Here is a 15,893-nt window from a genome sequence, read left to right as displayed (position 1 = left end):
GCACCGAAAGGACCCGATCATGCTCGACACCGCCGCCCGCCTCGACCAGGTCAGCCGGTTCTGCGACGACCTGCAGGCCCTTCGCCGCCCGGTCCCCGGCGTCGCCCGCATCGACAATGCCGGGACCGTCACCGTCGGCACCTACGCCGACGGCACCCCCGCCGGCTGGCCGCTGTGGCTCGCCGGCCACGGCCGGCACACCACGGTGGTCGGCGCCGCCGGCTCCGGTAAGACGCTGCTGCTGCGCTCACTGCTGTACGGCGTGGCCGCCGCCGACGTCAACGCCCAGATCATCGACCTGGGCCCTGGCCAGCTCACCGGCCTGCCCCATCCCACCGCCCGTGACCTGGACGCCGCCCGCACCGTGCTCGCGACGATCTCCGGCATCGCCCGCCGCGACCGTACGGGCACGCTGCGGCTGCTGGTCATCGACGACCTGACCCTGCTCACCCGCGACCCGGTCGCCGCCAGGATGCTGCACCACCTGGCCTTGGTGGCCGCCGACGCTGGCATCGCCATCGTCACCAGCGTGCAGTCGCCGCAGCTGCGCACCTACGGCGCGGCCGCCCTCGGCCGCGACGCCGAGCATCTGCGCGACCTGCTGTCCCAGGAACTCGTGCTGCAGCGCATCCCCGCAGCCGCCACCGCCACCATGCTGCTGCCGCACGGCCCGGACCTGCCCTACCTGGCGTCGCGTCTCGGCGACGGCACGCCCACCGCAGGCCTCGGGTTCCTGCCCCGCCACCGCCCGACGCCGTTCCGGGCCTGGCTGCCCTGACCACCACCCTGCGGCTCCTGACCTGGCACTCCCATCCCAGAGAAAGGCACCCGATGACCGCCACCACCTCCCACACCACCGACCTGGACACCCTCGCCGCTCACCTGGTCGAGATCGGCCGGACCTGGTCCCACCCGGCCCCGGCCACCGCCGAACAGACCCGCCAGCGCCTGCACTGGGCCGCCGAGGACCTCCTCGACCTGCTCGACGGCACCTCCCGGCTCGGCCCGCTCGAGCTGACCCACCCGTGGAAACACGGCGGGCAGATCATCGGCGGTGACCTGCGCCGAATGTTCGTCAACGGCTACCCGAAGGGCACCGGCATCGACCAGCAGCTCCTGCTCTCGTGGATGTTCGAGCTGATCCACGACCACGCCGGGCAGACCGGCCCGGACCTGTTCGCGATGGGCGCGTTCCTGACCGGCTTCTGCCGGGTGCTCGTCGCCGGTGCCAACGGCATCAGCTACCAGCTGGTCCTGGTCGACGTCGACGAGCACGGCCAGACCGTGCGCCGCGGCGAGGACCTGGTACCCGCGCTGACCGACGTGTTCGCCGCGGCCTGGGCCCGGTGGATGCAGCAGCGCGGCGAACCCGTCGCCGCGCAGGCGGAGCCCGCGACCGGGATCGCCGGCGTCGACCCGGCCGACCCCACCGTCATCGACTGGCCGGCCCGGCAGCAGGCGGCGCTGCTGCCGTTCACCGTCACCGGTGGCCGGCCGTTCAACCCCGTCGAGCAGGACTGCGCCGTCGGGGAGGGCCGCGGCGAGCTGTACCTGTGGGGCGAGAACCGGACCGCGGACGCCGTGGTGCTCGCCGTCGACGAGCACGGCCACCGGCACCTGCTGATGGTCTGCCGCGACGACGGCCGTGGCTGGGCGCTGCCCGGCGGGTTCGTCGACGATGGTGAGGACGCGGTCGACGCCGCGATCCGGGAGCTGTTCGAGGAGACCGGGCTGCGGCTGCCCGGCGTGATCTGGACCGTGCACGGCTCCCGGTACGTCGCCGACTCCCGCAACACCCTGCGGGCCTGGATCGTCACCACCGTGGTCCGCACCGAGATCACCGCCGGCCGCTACGGGCCCAGCCCGCTGCCGGCTGTGTTCGGCGGCGACGACGCCACCGACGCCGCGTGGCTGCCCGCGGACAGCGTCGACCAGCTCATCACCGAGCTGGACGCCCGCTACGACGGCAGGCTGTTCCCGGCCCACCGGCCGCTGCTCGACGAGCTGCTCGACCCCGACGAGACCGAGGCCTGGCTCCGTGAACACGCCCACGAGCAACTCGACGGCCGCACCCCGGAGCAGCTGCGGCTGATCGCCGAGCGGGGCCTGCGACTGACCGCCGCCATCGAGATGACCATGGGCCGCCTCGACGACTGGTACAGCGACGACACCCGGGTGCCGGACCTGACCGCCTACCTGCGCCACCTCACCCAGGCCCACCACGGCATCTGCACCCACTGCGACCGGGCCATCTGCGCCCCGCACCCGGTCACCGAGCTGCAGCCGCGCCCCGTCTGGCACCCGGGCCGCTGGTGGCAGGCGGCGCGCGAGCTCGGCCGCGGGCTGGCCACCGCCTGGCACACCCTGCGCTACGGCGACGTCCGCATCGCGCACATCAGCTGCCGCCCGCCGCAGCACTGGTCCTGACCCTCACCTGGAACGGGCGGCCCCACCTTCTTTGCACGGACTGCGGGGCCGCCCACCACCTCGAAAGAGAGGCACCACCATCATGCACACCACCCCCGAGCAGACACTCGCCCCGCTCCCGCACTCTGCCGACCTTGACGACCTGGTCGACGAGACCGACGCCGTCGTGCTCACCCTGCGGCTGGACGCCGAGACCGCCACGCTGCGGATGCTCGAGCCCCGCGTCGACACCAAGGCCGGCACGCTGCTGTCGCTGTCGTCCGGGCTGCTGGTCGCCGCCCTAACGCTGCTGGGCACCGGCAAACTGCCCGCCGCGGCCGCCGCGACCGTCGGTATCGCCGCGCTGCTGCTCGGCGCCGCGGTGCTCGCCCTGACCGCCGCGCTGCGCCCGAACGTCGGCGCCAGCTTCGGGTTCGTCCGCTGGGCCCGCATCGGCTCCGACACCCAACTCGTCGCCGAACTCGCGGCCGCGCCGGTCGTCGACAGCCTCGCCGGCTGCACCGAACGGGCCGCTCAGCTGCGCTGGCTGTCGGCCAGCCTGCTGGGCAAGTTCTCCCGGCTGCGGACCGCGCAGAGCCTGCTCGTCGCGGCCCTGGCCGTCGGCATGGTCGCCGCGGTCCTGTCCGCGATCGGCCGGTGACCGCCATGACCGTCACCGACTCCCCCGCCCGCGGCCCGCTCTCCGCCGACGCCCTCGAGGCCGCCCGCCGGGCCGCCCAGGGCACCCCGCCGCGGCACGGGGCCGTGCCGATGGGGATCCGCTACCGCGATACCGCGCCCGCCCGCCCCAGCGAGCCGGCCCCGCAGCGGCCCGCCTGGCTCCAGGCCCTGGTCTCGACCCCCACCGAGCTGCTGGAGGACATGGACCCGCGGCCCGCCAAGCCCCGCACCCGCCGCACCTCCGGCCCGGTCCCGGCCCCGAAGGCACCCGTCGCAGACCCGGCGAACGGCTCGGCGTCGGCGGCCACCACCCGTCCGGCGGTCCTCGTCGATACCCCGACCGAGGCCGCCCCCGAGCCCGAGTCCGTCGTCGTGTTGACGCCCGACCCCGAACCCGTCGTCGCGCCAGCGCCGGTGTCCGAGCCCGCCCTCGTTTCGGAAGTGAGTGCCACCATGCCGTCCACCAGCGCCGCGCCCGCAGAGCAGCAGGACCCGGACCAGCAGGACCCGCAGCAGCAAACGCCCCTCGCCGAGCACAGCACGGCTGAGGAGACGATCGAGCAGATCCTGGCCCGGGCCGAGGCGTGCCCGAGCGACGCCGTGCAGGTCGCCGCTGCGGCGCTGCGCGATCAGGCACAGCGCCTGGGTGAGGCGCTGCGCATCGAGGCGCAGGCCGGTGGGCTGCGCGAGCAGATCGCCGCCCTGGACGCCGAGATCGCCGACCGGACCACCCGCCGCGACGCGCTGCGCGCCGAGCTGGAGAAGCTGCTCGCCGGCGACGTGACCGTCTCGGCCGAGTCGGGGCCACGCCACGAACCGACGGCGGCCGAGGTGCGGGCCTGGGCCCGCGACAACGGCTACGAGATCAGCGACAAGGGCCTGATCCCCGGCGGAGTCCGGGCCGCCTACCAGCGGGCCCAGGACGGCACCCGATGACCGCCGCTCCCGGCGAGCGCCGGACGCTGATCGTCACCCGCGGCCTGCCCGGCAGCGGCAAGACCACCGCCGCGCTGGCCTGGGTGGCCCAGGACCCGACCGGCCGGGCCCGGGTCGGCACCGACGGGATCGTCGCCATGATCCGCCCGCCGATGCCGTACACGCAGATCGAGGCCGTCGGCCTCGGCCTGCAGGCCGACCGGGTGGAGCAGGCGGCCGTGCACGGCGCGATCGCCGGGCTGCTGGCGGCCGGTGTCGACGTGGTGTGTGACGACGTCAACCTGCTGCCCCGGCACCTGCACGCGCTGCACCAGCTCGCCGACCGGTGCGGAGCCGACGTCGAGGTGTGGGACCTGACCCACGTCGACGTCGCCACCTGCATCGAGCGTGACGCCCAGCGCGGCCGCGACGGCGGCCACACCGCCGGAGCCGACCAGATCCGGGCCAAGCATCGGATCTGGCTCGCCCATCAGGCGGCCGATCGTTGCGGGCTGGTGGGCGCCCGATGACCGTGCTGAGCCTCACCGGCCTGACTGACGGGCCGCTGTCGCAGGTGGGGGTCGCGCTGGCGTTCCTCGGAGCCCTGGCGGCCCTCGGCGTCGGGCATCTGGCCGGCGACACCATCCTGCAGTCCGACACGGCAGCCCAGGGCAAGGGCTACCCGTCCGACGACCGGCTCGCCGCCGGCGTCCACCCGTGGACCGGCTGGGGGCACTGCCTGGCCCATTGCGGTTCGTACCTGGCCGCGCAGGCCGTGATGGTGGCGATCGTGGCGCAGGTCGTGCCGATGACCTGGCCCGGTCTGGCCGCCGCCCTCGCGCTCAGCGGCTGCACCCACGCGGTCATCGACCGGCGCTGGCCGGTGCGGTGGGTGATCGCCCGTAAACGGTGCACCGGCTGGGCCGATTCGCATTTCTGGATCGATCAGGCCATGCACTGGGTGTGCCTGCTGGTGGCCGCTGTGCTGGCCGCGCGCGTCAGCACCGGCACCGGCGCCGCGCTGGCCGCCGCCGCCGGGCTGGTGCTGATCGGCGACGCGCTGCGCTACGAGGCCCGCCACGCCCGCGGCGTCACCGCGGGCGCCGCCCCCACCGACCGGTTCTGACCACAGGAGACGTGCCATGACTGCTGTCCTGCCCACCCCCGCCTCCGTCACCACGATCGGCGCCCGGCCGGCCGACCCCGTCACCCAGATCCGCAAGGCCGCCGACCGGCTGCTCGACCTGCCCGCCACCTCCCTGGTCGCCGCGATGGCCGGCGTGCTGACCACTGCGGCCGGCGACATGTACGGCCGCGGCGCCTATGAGCTGCCCGGTGCCGACGGCGAGCCGCTGGTCGCCGACCCGGCCGGTCCCCGCCCCGACTGGAGCGCCGCGCTCGGCCTGGCCCGGGCCGTGCTGACCCACCGTGATCCCGCCCCGGCCGTCGCCGGTGTCCGGCCGAAGACCGTGACGATCTGCGGCTCCACCCGATTCCGGACCGCGATGACCGCGGTCAACTATCGGCTCACCCTGGCCGGGGCGATCGTGCTGGCCCCCGGCGTGTTCGGCCACGACGGTGACCCGCTCACCGACGACGACAAGAACCGCCTCGACACCCTGCACCTGCGCAAGATCGACGCCTCGGACGAGATCGTGGTCGTCAACGTCGGCGGCTACATCGGTGAGTCGACCCGCGCCGAGATCGCCTACGCCCGCTCCCGCCGCATCATGGTCACGTTCCTGGTCGACGCGGCCGGTGAGCCGAAGCCCTGGTACCGGCAGCTCGGCGGCACCGCCGACGAGCTGTTCACGGCCGCCCCGGTCGAGGGCGGCCGGCGATGAGCCTGACGAAGATCTCGTGGGCCGACCGGGTGTGGAATCCGCTGCTGGGCTGCACCCGGGTCTCCGACGGCTGCGACTCCTGCTACGCGATCTCCACCGTCCACCGGTGGGCGCACAGCCCGAACCCGACGGTGGCGGCCGCGTTCGGCGGGCTCACCGAGCACCGCGACGGCCGTCTCGACTGGACCGGCCGGGTCAACCTGCTGCCCGGGCGTCTCGAGCCGCTGGGTGTCCGCAAGCCGCAGCGCTGGTTCGTCAACTCTCAGGCCGACCTGTTCCACGAGCAGGTGCCGCTGTCCCACATCCAGCAGGTCCTGGCCGTCGTCGCCGCCGCTCCCCGGCACACGTTCATGGTGCTGACCAAGCGGCACGCCCGCATGGCCGCGGTCATGCGCCGGCGCGGCCTGGCTCGGGCCGTCTGGGACATCGCCGCCGACACCCGCGGCGCCCACCCGGCCGCCGACGGGTGGCCGCTGCGCAACCTGTGGCTGGGCGTCTCCGTCGAGGACCAGCGGTGGGCCGACATCCGGATCCCCGCGCTGCTGGACACCCCGGCCGCCGTCCGGTGGATCTCCGCCGAGCCGCTGCTCGCCCCGATCGACCTGCGGCCGTACCTGGCGGCCGCCACCGGCACCGAAACCCAGCCCGGCCTGGGCAGGGTCGCCGGGCACCAGCCGCAGCTGGACTGGATCGTCGCGGGCGGGGAGTCCGGCCCGCACGCCCGGGCGATGAACCCCGCCTGGGTCCGGGCGGTCCGCGACCAGGCCCTCAGCACCGGCACTCCGTTCTGGTTCAAGCAGTGGGGCGCCTGGGCGCCCACCGGCCGCCACGCCAGCACGCTGAGCCCGCGCAACACCCGCGAGCTGCTGGCCGGGCCGCCGCTGGACGCGCACGGCAACCGCGAGGTCATCGAGCATCTCGGCACGACCCGGGCCGGTGACCTGCTCGACGGGCGCATCTGGCAGCAGCTGCCCGTACTCGGTGAGAGGAGCCCGGCGCGATGACCACCACCGACCAGCGCACCCCGGCCGCAGCCGCGGCCGATCGGCGGCCGACCGGTGCCGGGCTGGACCACGAGCGGCTGCGCGCCGCCCTCGGCGATCTGCCCGGCCTGCTGCGCATCGCCGACCTGGCCCGCTACTTCTACGGCCCGGGCGACTGCGCCGAGGGCGAGTGCGAGCACATCGGCGAGGCGGAGCAGTGCCCGCTACTGGCCGTCCGGTACGCCCGCGCCGACGACCTGGACCGGCTCCACGACGCCGTCACGATCCTGGACCGCGTCCACGAGCTCGCTCAGCGCGGGCTGACCGTCAACCCGGCCGTCGGCCTGGAGCTGTTCGCTCAGATCGTCGACCTCGCCGCCGCCGGCGCCCGGCTGCGGGAGGCGCCGTGAGGACCCGCCGCCGCGGCGTTCAGGCCGGCGACGACGATCCGGAGTTCGTGGCGATGGTCGCCGCCGTCGAGGCGTTGCGGGCCACCACGTGGCCCGGGCCGGGCCCGCAGCCGCCCCTGGCGGTCGCGCACCGGCACCCGGACACCGGCCTGGTGACCTTCCACCTGCACGGCCTCCCCGAGCAGTTCGACTTCCTGCGCGCCGCGATCGCCGCGATCGCCTGCGCCGACCACACCCTCGACCCCGCCGACATGACCCGAGACCAGCTGGTCGCCGAGGTCCTCGCCCTGCGCGGCGAGCTGCACCAGGCGACCGGACAGCAGACAGGAGCGAGGCGATGACCACCACCGCACACCGCACCCCCGGATCCGGATCCAGGGCCCGGCTGCGGTTCCGTACCGCCGGTGACCTCGCCGAGGCCTTCGCCGCGGACGTGCTGACCGCCATGCAGGCCGACGCCCAGGCCCTGGCCGAGAGGTCCGGGCCGTCGGCCGGGTCCTGGCAGGCGCTGGCCGACAGCCTCGGTGAGGCCTGCGCGATCGCCGAGCGCGAGCAGCAGCTGCAGCGCACCGAGCGCCGGCGCAGCGGCCGCTGATGGGCCGGATCAGGGCCGCCTTCCACGATCCCGAAGGCCAGGCGTTCGGGATCCCGACGTTCTGGTGGAAGGGCGCCCCGGACGGGCTGGCCACCGTCCGGCAGCTGCGGGCCAAGGGCCTGCGGCCCGGTGGCCAGCCGATCGCCGCCCAGGTCCTGTGGGCCGGTGTCGGCGGCACCCGCACCGCGTTCCTGTACGACGTGTCCCGGGCGGTGCCCAAGCGGACCGCCACCCCCGCCCAGCAGCGCGCGATCGCCGCGGCGCTGCTGGCGCGGCGGACCTGTTCCACCTGCGGCGAAGTCCGCGACTACTACATCCCCCGCAAGTTCGGCGAGTGCCTGACCTGCCACGACCACCCCGGTACCGCGGTACCGGCCGCCAGCAAGGGAGCGTGATCTCGATGCCCCACGCCGCCACCCTCGACGTCATCCACCACGACGACACCCGCACCCGCTTCACCGACGTGCGCTACCAGCTGCACCGCGACGGCATCCGGATCTGGAGCGCCGACGGCGAGCACGCCATCACCGACATCCTCATGACCCAGGCCTACCGCCCCGCACCGACGGGAGACGACCGGTGATCCTCGACGCCGTCGGAGCCGACCAGATCCGCTCCGGACTCGCCACGGCCACCACCACCGCGCAGGAGCACACCACGAACGTCGGCACCCTCGCCGGCATCCTGGCCGAGGCCTGCGACCGGTATGAGCAGTGGGGCATGGCAGCCTCCACGCTCGCGCTGCTGCGCGACGCGGCGGTCAAAGCCACCTCGGCGCACACCCTGCTCGACGCGGCCACCTGGCAGCTGCAGGAGGCCACCAGCGACTTCGACGCCCGCGACGGCCGGGTCGCCGAGGCCGTCGCCGACGCCGGCAACCTGATGCAGGCCGCCGGCTACGCCGAGACGTTCACCCTGCCCAGCACCGGCACCACCGTCACAGCCCCCGTCGCGAACGCGGGCGGTGAGCCGGATCAGCCCGGCACCGAGCCGCAGATGAGCCCGGCGGAGTACCTGCTGGCTCTGGAGGACATCCGCAACGGCATGGCCTGGATGGCCAACAACGAGGGCAACCCGCACTGGCGGCCGTCGCCGCCCAGCCCGGAACTGGACGCCCAGCTGACCACCGACAGCGCAGCCGACCAGGCAGCCGAGGACCAGGGGCTGCCCGCTCCGGACCGGGTGACCTGCTACACCCACCAGAGCTGGCTGGCCGACTGCGTCTCCGACCCCTCGCACTCGCGGCCGGGACTGGCCGACGGCGCGGTCGCCCCGTACAACTGGTGCGTCGATCACCGGCTGCCGGTGCAGGTCTGCCAGTGCTGGCCGGCCACCGTTGACGGCACGCCGCCGGCCGCTGGCGACCCCGGCCCGGCCGGTGAGGCCGGCGATCCGGCGGCCGCGTGGGCCGGCAGCTACCGGATGAGCCCGAAACCGGTCGCGTCCGGCGCGATGATGGGCGACGACGAGTTCCGGCAGCTGCTGGACGACGGCCTGCCCGAGGGGCAGGCCATGCAGGCCCGCACCGACGGCGAGTGGGCCGACGTGCCGGTCCGCACCCCGGACGGCTGTGATCACCGCAGCGGGGTGTGCGTCGACTGCACCGCCGGCTGGTCGCAGCGTGAGCGCCTGCGGGTGGTCCAGGCCCCGCCGCCGTACGAGGCACCGCAGCAGAGCGGCGACGATTTCTACGCCTTCGGCGGCGAACTGGACACCGGCAAGCCGCCGTACTGGACGCGCCGTGACGGCCGCACCGTCGTCTCCCAGTCCCTCGGCGGCGAGGTCACCCGCACCGAATACCCCGACCTGGACACCGCCCGGGCCGCGTTCGCCGAGGAAAGCTGCGACCCCGACGGCGCCGGCGCACCCCACCCCCACGACCTGATCACGGTGCACTGGGGTGAGCACGAGGGCACCCGGTTGCGGGTCGTGGCGGTCACCCGCGGGCCCGGCCGCGGTGACTACACGGTGCAGGCCCAGCCCGCCGACGGCGGCCCGCCGGTGCAGGTCGGCCTGCACTTCGGCCAGTACCGCATCGAGCGGCGGCGGCCCGCGCCGCGCACATCATGACCGGGGTCGCGATCGTCGCGGACGCGGCCGGCCCGGAACAGATCCGGGCCGGCTTCACCGCAGCGCTCACCGCCGCCGACGACCACACCAGCCACATCGACGGCCTCGCCCGGCTACTGTCCGAGGCCGCTGACTGGTATGAATCCCTACAGATGGCCGGAACCACCGTGGCTCACCTGCGTGACGCCGCCACCGCGCTGACCGCCGGCTCCGGGCACCTCGACGCCGGGAGCGAGCGGCTGCAGGCCGCCGCCGGCGACTTCGAGGCCCGCGACGGCCAGGTCGCCGCTGCCGTCGCGGACGCGGGCAACCTCATGGACGCCGCGGGCTACGGCGAGAGCTTCACCCTCGCCGCATCGTCGGGCACCCCGACCTCCACGGATGGGAACGACAGCATGAGCACTGCCTCTACCACCGGCGCCGGGGACGATCCGGGCCCGCGCTCGGTCCGGATCAAGTCCGACGAGACCGAGCCGTTCGACGTGGTTGTGACGCCCAGCGCCGGGACGGTGCGTATCGATCTTGCCGCTGGTGATCCGGAGGACTCGGACGAGTACGAGAGTCCCTTCGTCGTCCTCGACGAGGCGGCTGTTGCCGCCTTGAGTGACGCGGCTGCGGTCATGGAGGCTGCTGAAAAGCAGGCCCGGGCGGCGCACAGGAAGCTGGATGTCGCGCTGGACCGGCTCGAGCGGCGGCGCGACACGTTGCAGAACAAGCCCTACGAGTCGCCGCAGGCCACGGCCATACTCGATGAACTGCGGGAACTCGACGATCACAAGGGCCAGTTGTTCAAGCGGCTCCGCCGGCAGGCGCGCAGCCAGCTCGGCACCGAGCAGCTGAAGGCGTTCCACGACCTCGAGTCCCAGCTCGCCCCGGGCACCGATTGGAGTCCGATCCGCGCCGCCCAGCGACAGGTCATGGCTGAGGCCGGCGTCGCAGCCGAAGACCCGTTCTTCGCCGATCAGGCCGAGCACGACGATCTCGTCGGACGGTGCGCGGACCTCCGCCGGCAGCTGCAGGCCGTCCCGCTCGTACCGTTGACTGCGAAGGAACAGGCGGAACTCGATCGGATCACGTCCGAGATCACCGAGACGGAAGCCGCCCTTGCCGCTCAAGGCGACGACCGGGAACTCGCGGACGGCACGATCGCCACGCAGGACGGTTCGGGTCTGGCCTGGCGTACGACAGTCCGTGACGGTGCCACCGTCACGCACCGACTCGCCGCGGCCGCCGACGACACCGACGTGCCCGAACTCACCGGCGGACAGCTGCGCCAGGTGATCCGGGCTGTCACTCATGCCTGGGAACAGGCCCGATGACCAGTGGTGAGGTGCTTGAGGCGGCCGGCCCGGAGCAGATCCGGGCCGCGTTCAGCACCGCCGTCGACACCGCGGGCACCCATGCCGGTGACCTGACCGGCCTTGCCGGCGTTCTCTACGCGGCCGCCGACCGCTACGAGGCTCTGCAGATGAGCTCCAGCACGCTCGAGCATCTGCGCGAGGCCGCGAGCGCCCTGGCGGCCGCGGCTTCCACGGTCGGCACCGGTGAGCAGCAGTTGCGTGACGCCGCCGCCGACTTCGACGCCCGCGATGGCCAGGTCGCCGCGGCGGTGGCCGAGGCGGGCAACCTCATGGACGCCGCCGGCTACGGCGAGAGCTTCACGCTCGCCGCACCGTCGGGCACCCTGACCTTCACGGATGGGAGCGACAGCATGACCACTTCCTCCACCCACGTCGGCACCGGCGCCGAGCCCGCAGAAGAGCGGGACCTGCGCAGCGAACGTGACCGGCTGGCCCGCGGGTTCTACCTCAACGGGTGGGACAGCTACGGCCGTGACCGGGCCTGGGAGTGGGACGCCGGCCGGGTCGATGAGCAGCAGCGGGCGGACGCCTACGAGGTGGCCGACAAGATCCTGGCCGACAGGGCAGCGATCGCCGACGGCCCCGGTGCCGACCGGATGCAGGTGATGCGTAAGCACGGCGTCACCGCCTGCCCGGACTGGTGCCCGCAGCCCGACGACGAGGACCAGTACGAGGAGCACATCGGGCCGGGCAGCTCGTTCACCACCGCCAACGGCGACACCGTGACGGTGCGGCCGCGGGTGAGCTGGTTCTCCGACGTCGACCCCAGCGTCGACATCATCGCCAACCCGGGCGAAGGCAGCGACGGCGTGGTGCTCAACGCCGCGGAACTGAGCCGGCTGCAGCAGATCAGCGGGGACGTCTTCGACGACGCCCAGCACCACCACGTCTACGCCCCGGCCGAGCAGAGCAAGCCTGCCTACCCGGGTGCTGTGTTCGACGCCGCGGACGCTGCCTGGGACGTCAGCGACCCGGCCGCGGCTGCCGAAGCTTTGGACTTGACCAGCCGGGCCGGCGGCTACTACTTCACCGAGGCCGACGACGCCGCGGACGACGAGACCGACGGGGGCCCGTATCTGGACTGGTCGTGCGGCAACCGTCAAACCCAGGTGCGGCATCTGGAGGCCGGGGACGGCGTCGACGCCACCGTCCTGAAGCTCAGCGGCTCCGAGCTGCGGGAGCTGCGCGACGGCATCGGCCGGCTGATCGGCGCCGTCAACGACGGCCAGGGCGATCCCGGCGTGCTGCGCCCGGGCGACGAGGACGAGGGCGCCTACATCGACTGGAGCTCCGTCGAGGACGGCATGCGGTTCGTCGAGTTCAGCGACGGCGACACCGCGGTCGTGCTCGACATGCCCGAGCACCGGCTGCGGGAGTGGTACGAGCGGCTGGCTCTGCAGGTGCAGCTCGACGAACAGGACAGCCAGTGAGCGGCGGTGAGGTGCTGGACGCCGCCGGGCCGGAGCAGATCCGGGCCGCGTTCACCACCGCCGTCGACACCGCCGACGCCCATGCCGGTGAGCTGGGCGGGCTCGCCGGGGTGCTGGACGCGGCCGCCGACCGCTACGAGGGTCTGCGGATGACCGCCAGCACCCTGGAGCACCTGCGCGATGCCGCGACCGGGCTCGCCGCCGCGGCGGCCGCGGTCGGCACCGGGCAGCAGCAGCTGCAGGCCGCCGCCGCGGACTTCGACGCCCGAGACGGCCAGGTCGCCCAAGCGGTCGCCGACGCCGGCAACCTCATGGACGCCGCCGGCTACTCCGAATCCTTCCCCGTCGGCACCGCAGCCGGCGCTCACTCCTCTCGTCAGGAGACCTCCATGTCCAGTGAGGCGGCAGCGCCGGCGGCCCAGCGCGGCCACTACAACCCTGATCAGCCGCGCGCTGCCGATGGCAAGTGGGTCAAGGTCGGTGACGCCCTGGGCTACGCCGACGGGGAAACCTGCTTCGCCACGGACCGGGTGGCCGCCGGTGCCGGCGGAGCCGACACCGATCTCGCGCTGATCGAGTACCCCGACGACGGCACCAACCAGGTCGGCACGTTCGTCAGCGTCGCCACCCCGAAGGGCCAGTTCAACCCGGCTACCGGCCGGGAGAGCCCGCGCGACGACGAGGACGGCAGCTGTGAGTTGACCTACTGCGCTCCGCAGCTGGCCCCCGACGAGGCCGAGGCCGCAGCCGACCGGCTCGACGAGCTGGCCGGGATGGTCGAGTCCGGCTACCGGCCGCCCGAGCCGACCAAACACACCCGGGCCCGGCAGCGCCTGGAGCTGCTGCTGGCCGAGAAACACGCCAGCAAACGCGAGCGCATCGGGGTCGGCCAGGACGAAGAGTTCCCGCTCACCACCGGCGAGCTGCTGAAGCTACTGGTCGAAGCCGACCCGACGCTCAGCTCCCCGCAGACCCGGCACCCGGTCCGGGCCCGCGCCGCCGTCGCCGGCGGCGGTGAGGACGGCACCGTGTGGCTCGACATCGCCCCGGACAGCACCGGCCAGATGCGGGTGATGGTCACCGCGGTCGAAGGCACCGAGTCCCCCGACGACGAGTTCTGGCAGCCCTACGCGTCGCAGCACACCCCGGAGAGCGCCCGCGAGCTCGCCCTCAAACTGCGGGCCTTCGCCCGGACCGCCCGCCGCCGCCCGTGGGACTCCGACAGCTGAGCCTTCACCCTCAAGCCCCGCAATCAACGGTGGGCCCCTCTCCCGGTTCGGAGAAGGGGCCCACCGCCCGTTCCGGCCCGATCCCGCCCTGTGGATCCGGGACGCCACACGCCCCACGGTCCCCGTCTGCGCGCCCACTTCGCCATACAGTGACATCCGTCGCTTCGTAGTCGATCGATCACGGAAAGTGGGCGCGGATGGGGAAGGCGGATGAGGCTGACGCGGCCGAGGTGCGGCGCCTGCAGGAGGAACTCCAGCAGGCGCACACCGCGCTGGCCGGGCTCGGCAAGGGCAGCCCGGACCGGGCCGAGCAGGTGCTGACGGTGTTCGCGGCGACCGACCGGCTGCTGGACTTCGAGGACAAGGTGCCGCGGCGGCGTGATGCCCGGCTGCGCAAGGTCTCCAGCGCGATCGTGTACGTCGCCGGGGGGCTGGCCGCGCTGGGGCTGATCGCCTCGGCGCTGCTGATGGCGACCCACCGGGCCAGCTGGTGGTACCTGATCGCGGTGATCCCCACGGCGATCCTGGCGGGCGGGCTGACGGCGGCGGAGCAGCGGTCCCCGGTCAGCGGGCATCGGCTGCGCGCCGGTGCTCTCGTCGTGCTGGCGCTGACATCCGGGCTCATCGTGACCGTGGTCGCCGGGTTCCTGACCGCCTGGGCGCTCGCCGGTGTCGTCGTCGGCCTGATCGCCGCGTTCGCGCTCTGGGCCGCCGCTCCCGACGACGACGCGGAGGTGACCCGGTGAGCGACCCGACCAACAGCGCCGACACCGCGACGGCACTCAAACGGCTGCAGCAGAAGGTGTCCTCGCTCGCCGACGACGTCGACGACCTGCAGACCGAGCAGCGGCGGCTGTCCAGCCGTATCCGCGACGTCGACGACCACGCCGACGAACTGGACACCGGACTGGAACAGGTCCGCGAAGATCAGGACGAACTCCGGACCGCTGTCCGCGACGACCTGGAGGCGATCGCGGCGACGGTGCGGGACCTGGCCTCCTCGGTGGGCTGGATGGAACGCCGGCTACGGGCCGAACACGATCTCAGGCCGGCGCCGCTGGACGATGCCGACGACACGCTGCGGCAGCTGGCCGCCCGGGCCCGCCGGGGCAACGAGTCGGAGTCGGTGCTGCTGACCCCGGCCCAGCGGGCCGCCGAGCAGCGGGAGATCACCGGGCTGGACAACGCCCTCAAGCGGATCGCGCAGAACACCGAGCTGGCCCTGCAGCAGAGCGCCACGCTCGCCGCCACCGCGATGGGTACCCCTGAGCACGCCAGCGCCGCGGCGTCTTTCCGGACGGCTGTCGCGACGATCGAGGGCACCCAGCAGCAGCTGCCGCGGCTGCGTAAGGACGCCGCCGAGGCCCGCCGCAAGCTCGAGCAGGACGACGAGCACCGGGAGGTCCACGGCCCGCAGGTAATGACCGGCACCTCCGCCCGGGCCCAGCTGGCCGCCCGGCTACGGGCCCGGCTCGACACCGCCGTCGCCGACGGGGCACCGCTGCCCACCTGGCTCGTCTTCGCCCTGGGCCACCAGCCCGTCGCCGAGGACGTCGACGCCTGGATGAAGCTGGCCACCGCGCTGCTGGCCTACCGGGTCACCTACGAGGTCACCGATCCCACCGTCGCCCTCGGCCCCGGCACCCACGACGACCCCCGCCGCGAGGCCTGGCGCACCGAACTCGACGAGCAGCTGCAGGCCCGGCGCCGGTGGCCGCTGGGGCCACGTCGCCGGTGAGCCGTACGCAGCACCGGGCCCTCGTTCACGGTGCTGACCTCGTGACCGGGAGAGGCCGGAGGCCGATGATCGCACCGCTGATCATCTGACCCCCAACGCTGTCCGGGCGCGACCGGGTGCCGGCTTCACCGGAAGCCGGCACCCGGTGGTTTCTCCTCTTCCTTTTTAGGAGTGTTTGGATCCTCGTATGCGCGGCGGTTCGCCTTTCCCGGCCCGGGCCGCAGAGGGTGC

At 73.7% G+C, this 15,893-nt stretch carries 19 protein-coding genes; all 19 read left to right on the top strand.

Features of this window, described 5'->3' with window-relative positions; translation table 11 throughout:
- Window positions 1-19: 19 nt before the first annotated feature.
- Window positions 20-778 carry a hypothetical protein gene (locus tag ACQ0O7_RS30730; RefSeq protein WP_430787073.1) on the top strand — a complete coding sequence of 253 codons (759 nt, stop codon included), beginning with the start codon at window positions 20-22 and terminating at the stop codon, window positions 776-778.
- 53 nt (window positions 779-831) lie between these two features.
- Complete coding sequence (locus ACQ0O7_RS30725; protein ID WP_430787071.1) at window positions 832-2,427, top strand: NUDIX domain-containing protein; 1,596 nt, start codon at window positions 832-834, stop codon at window positions 2,425-2,427.
- 82 nt (window positions 2,428-2,509) lie between these two features.
- On the top strand, window positions 2,510-3,067 hold the full coding sequence (locus ACQ0O7_RS30720; protein WP_430787069.1) for a Pycsar system effector family protein: 558 nt from the start codon (window positions 2,510-2,512) through the stop codon (window positions 3,065-3,067).
- 5 nt (window positions 3,068-3,072) lie between these two features.
- Complete coding sequence (locus ACQ0O7_RS30715; RefSeq protein WP_430787067.1) at window positions 3,073-4,023, top strand: Lsr2 family DNA-binding protein; 951 nt, start codon at window positions 3,073-3,075, stop codon at window positions 4,021-4,023.
- Complete coding sequence (locus ACQ0O7_RS30710) at window positions 4,020-4,532, top strand: AAA family ATPase (RefSeq protein ID WP_430787065.1); 513 nt, start codon at window positions 4,020-4,022, stop codon at window positions 4,530-4,532. Before ACQ0O7_RS30715 ends, ACQ0O7_RS30710 begins: the two co-directional genes overlap by 4 nt.
- Entirely contained in the window at window positions 4,529-5,128 is a 600-nt protein-coding gene (locus tag ACQ0O7_RS30705) for a DUF3307 domain-containing protein (protein ID WP_430787063.1), read from the top strand. Before ACQ0O7_RS30710 ends, ACQ0O7_RS30705 begins: the two co-directional genes overlap by 4 nt.
- A 16-nt stretch (window positions 5,129-5,144) precedes the next feature.
- Complete coding sequence (locus ACQ0O7_RS30700) at window positions 5,145-5,846, top strand: hypothetical protein (RefSeq protein WP_430787061.1); 702 nt, start codon at window positions 5,145-5,147, stop codon at window positions 5,844-5,846.
- The gene (locus tag ACQ0O7_RS30695) at window positions 5,843-6,850 is read left to right on the top strand and encodes a phage Gp37/Gp68 family protein (RefSeq protein WP_430787059.1); all 1,008 of its coding nucleotides are present in this window, start codon (window positions 5,843-5,845) and stop codon (window positions 6,848-6,850) included. The genes ACQ0O7_RS30700 and ACQ0O7_RS30695 overlap by 4 nt, the downstream gene beginning before the upstream one ends.
- A complete protein-coding gene (locus tag ACQ0O7_RS30690; protein WP_430787057.1) occupies window positions 6,847-7,239 on the top strand; it encodes a hypothetical protein in 393 nt (130 codons plus the stop codon). The genes ACQ0O7_RS30695 and ACQ0O7_RS30690 overlap by 4 nt, the downstream gene beginning before the upstream one ends.
- Window positions 7,236-7,580: a hypothetical protein gene (locus ACQ0O7_RS30685; protein ID WP_430787055.1), complete on the top strand. Its 345-nt coding sequence runs from the start codon at window positions 7,236-7,238 to the stop codon at window positions 7,578-7,580. Before ACQ0O7_RS30690 ends, ACQ0O7_RS30685 begins: the two co-directional genes overlap by 4 nt.
- Entirely contained in the window at window positions 7,577-7,834 is a 258-nt protein-coding gene (locus ACQ0O7_RS30680; protein WP_430787053.1) for a hypothetical protein, read from the top strand. Before ACQ0O7_RS30685 ends, ACQ0O7_RS30680 begins: the two co-directional genes overlap by 4 nt.
- The gene (locus ACQ0O7_RS30675; RefSeq protein WP_430787051.1) at window positions 7,834-8,229 is read left to right on the top strand and encodes an RRQRL motif-containing zinc-binding protein; all 396 of its coding nucleotides are present in this window, start codon (window positions 7,834-7,836) and stop codon (window positions 8,227-8,229) included. The genes ACQ0O7_RS30680 and ACQ0O7_RS30675 overlap by 1 nt, the downstream gene beginning before the upstream one ends.
- Before the next feature lie 5 nt (window positions 8,230-8,234).
- On the top strand, window positions 8,235-8,417 hold the full coding sequence (locus ACQ0O7_RS30670) for a hypothetical protein (protein ID WP_430787198.1): 183 nt from the start codon (window positions 8,235-8,237) through the stop codon (window positions 8,415-8,417).
- The gene (locus ACQ0O7_RS30665; protein ID WP_430787049.1) at window positions 8,414-9,904 is read left to right on the top strand and encodes a hypothetical protein; all 1,491 of its coding nucleotides are present in this window, start codon (window positions 8,414-8,416) and stop codon (window positions 9,902-9,904) included. Before ACQ0O7_RS30670 ends, ACQ0O7_RS30665 begins: the two co-directional genes overlap by 4 nt.
- Window positions 9,901-11,223: a hypothetical protein gene (locus ACQ0O7_RS30660; protein ID WP_430787047.1), complete on the top strand. Its 1,323-nt coding sequence runs from the start codon at window positions 9,901-9,903 to the stop codon at window positions 11,221-11,223. Before ACQ0O7_RS30665 ends, ACQ0O7_RS30660 begins: the two co-directional genes overlap by 4 nt.
- A complete protein-coding gene (locus tag ACQ0O7_RS30655) occupies window positions 11,220-12,695 on the top strand; it encodes a hypothetical protein (RefSeq protein WP_430787045.1) in 1,476 nt (491 codons plus the stop codon). Before ACQ0O7_RS30660 ends, ACQ0O7_RS30655 begins: the two co-directional genes overlap by 4 nt.
- A complete protein-coding gene (locus ACQ0O7_RS30650) occupies window positions 12,692-13,924 on the top strand; it encodes a hypothetical protein (RefSeq protein WP_430787043.1) in 1,233 nt (410 codons plus the stop codon). The genes ACQ0O7_RS30655 and ACQ0O7_RS30650 overlap by 4 nt, the downstream gene beginning before the upstream one ends.
- 197 nt (window positions 13,925-14,121) lie before the next feature.
- Complete coding sequence (locus ACQ0O7_RS30645) at window positions 14,122-14,670, top strand: hypothetical protein (RefSeq protein ID WP_430787041.1); 549 nt, start codon at window positions 14,122-14,124, stop codon at window positions 14,668-14,670.
- Window positions 14,667-15,662, top strand: coding sequence for a hypothetical protein (locus ACQ0O7_RS30640; RefSeq protein ID WP_430787039.1), 996 nt, complete (start codon window positions 14,667-14,669; stop codon window positions 15,660-15,662). The genes ACQ0O7_RS30645 and ACQ0O7_RS30640 overlap by 4 nt, the downstream gene beginning before the upstream one ends.
- Window positions 15,663-15,893: the final 231 nt, after the last annotated feature.

Origin of the sequence: Actinoplanes sp. G11-F43, assembly GCF_050589265.1 — a bacterium.
Classification (GTDB): domain Bacteria; phylum Actinomycetota; class Actinomycetes; order Mycobacteriales; family Micromonosporaceae; genus Actinoplanes.
This window is presented reverse-complemented; position numbering and strand designations above follow the sequence as displayed.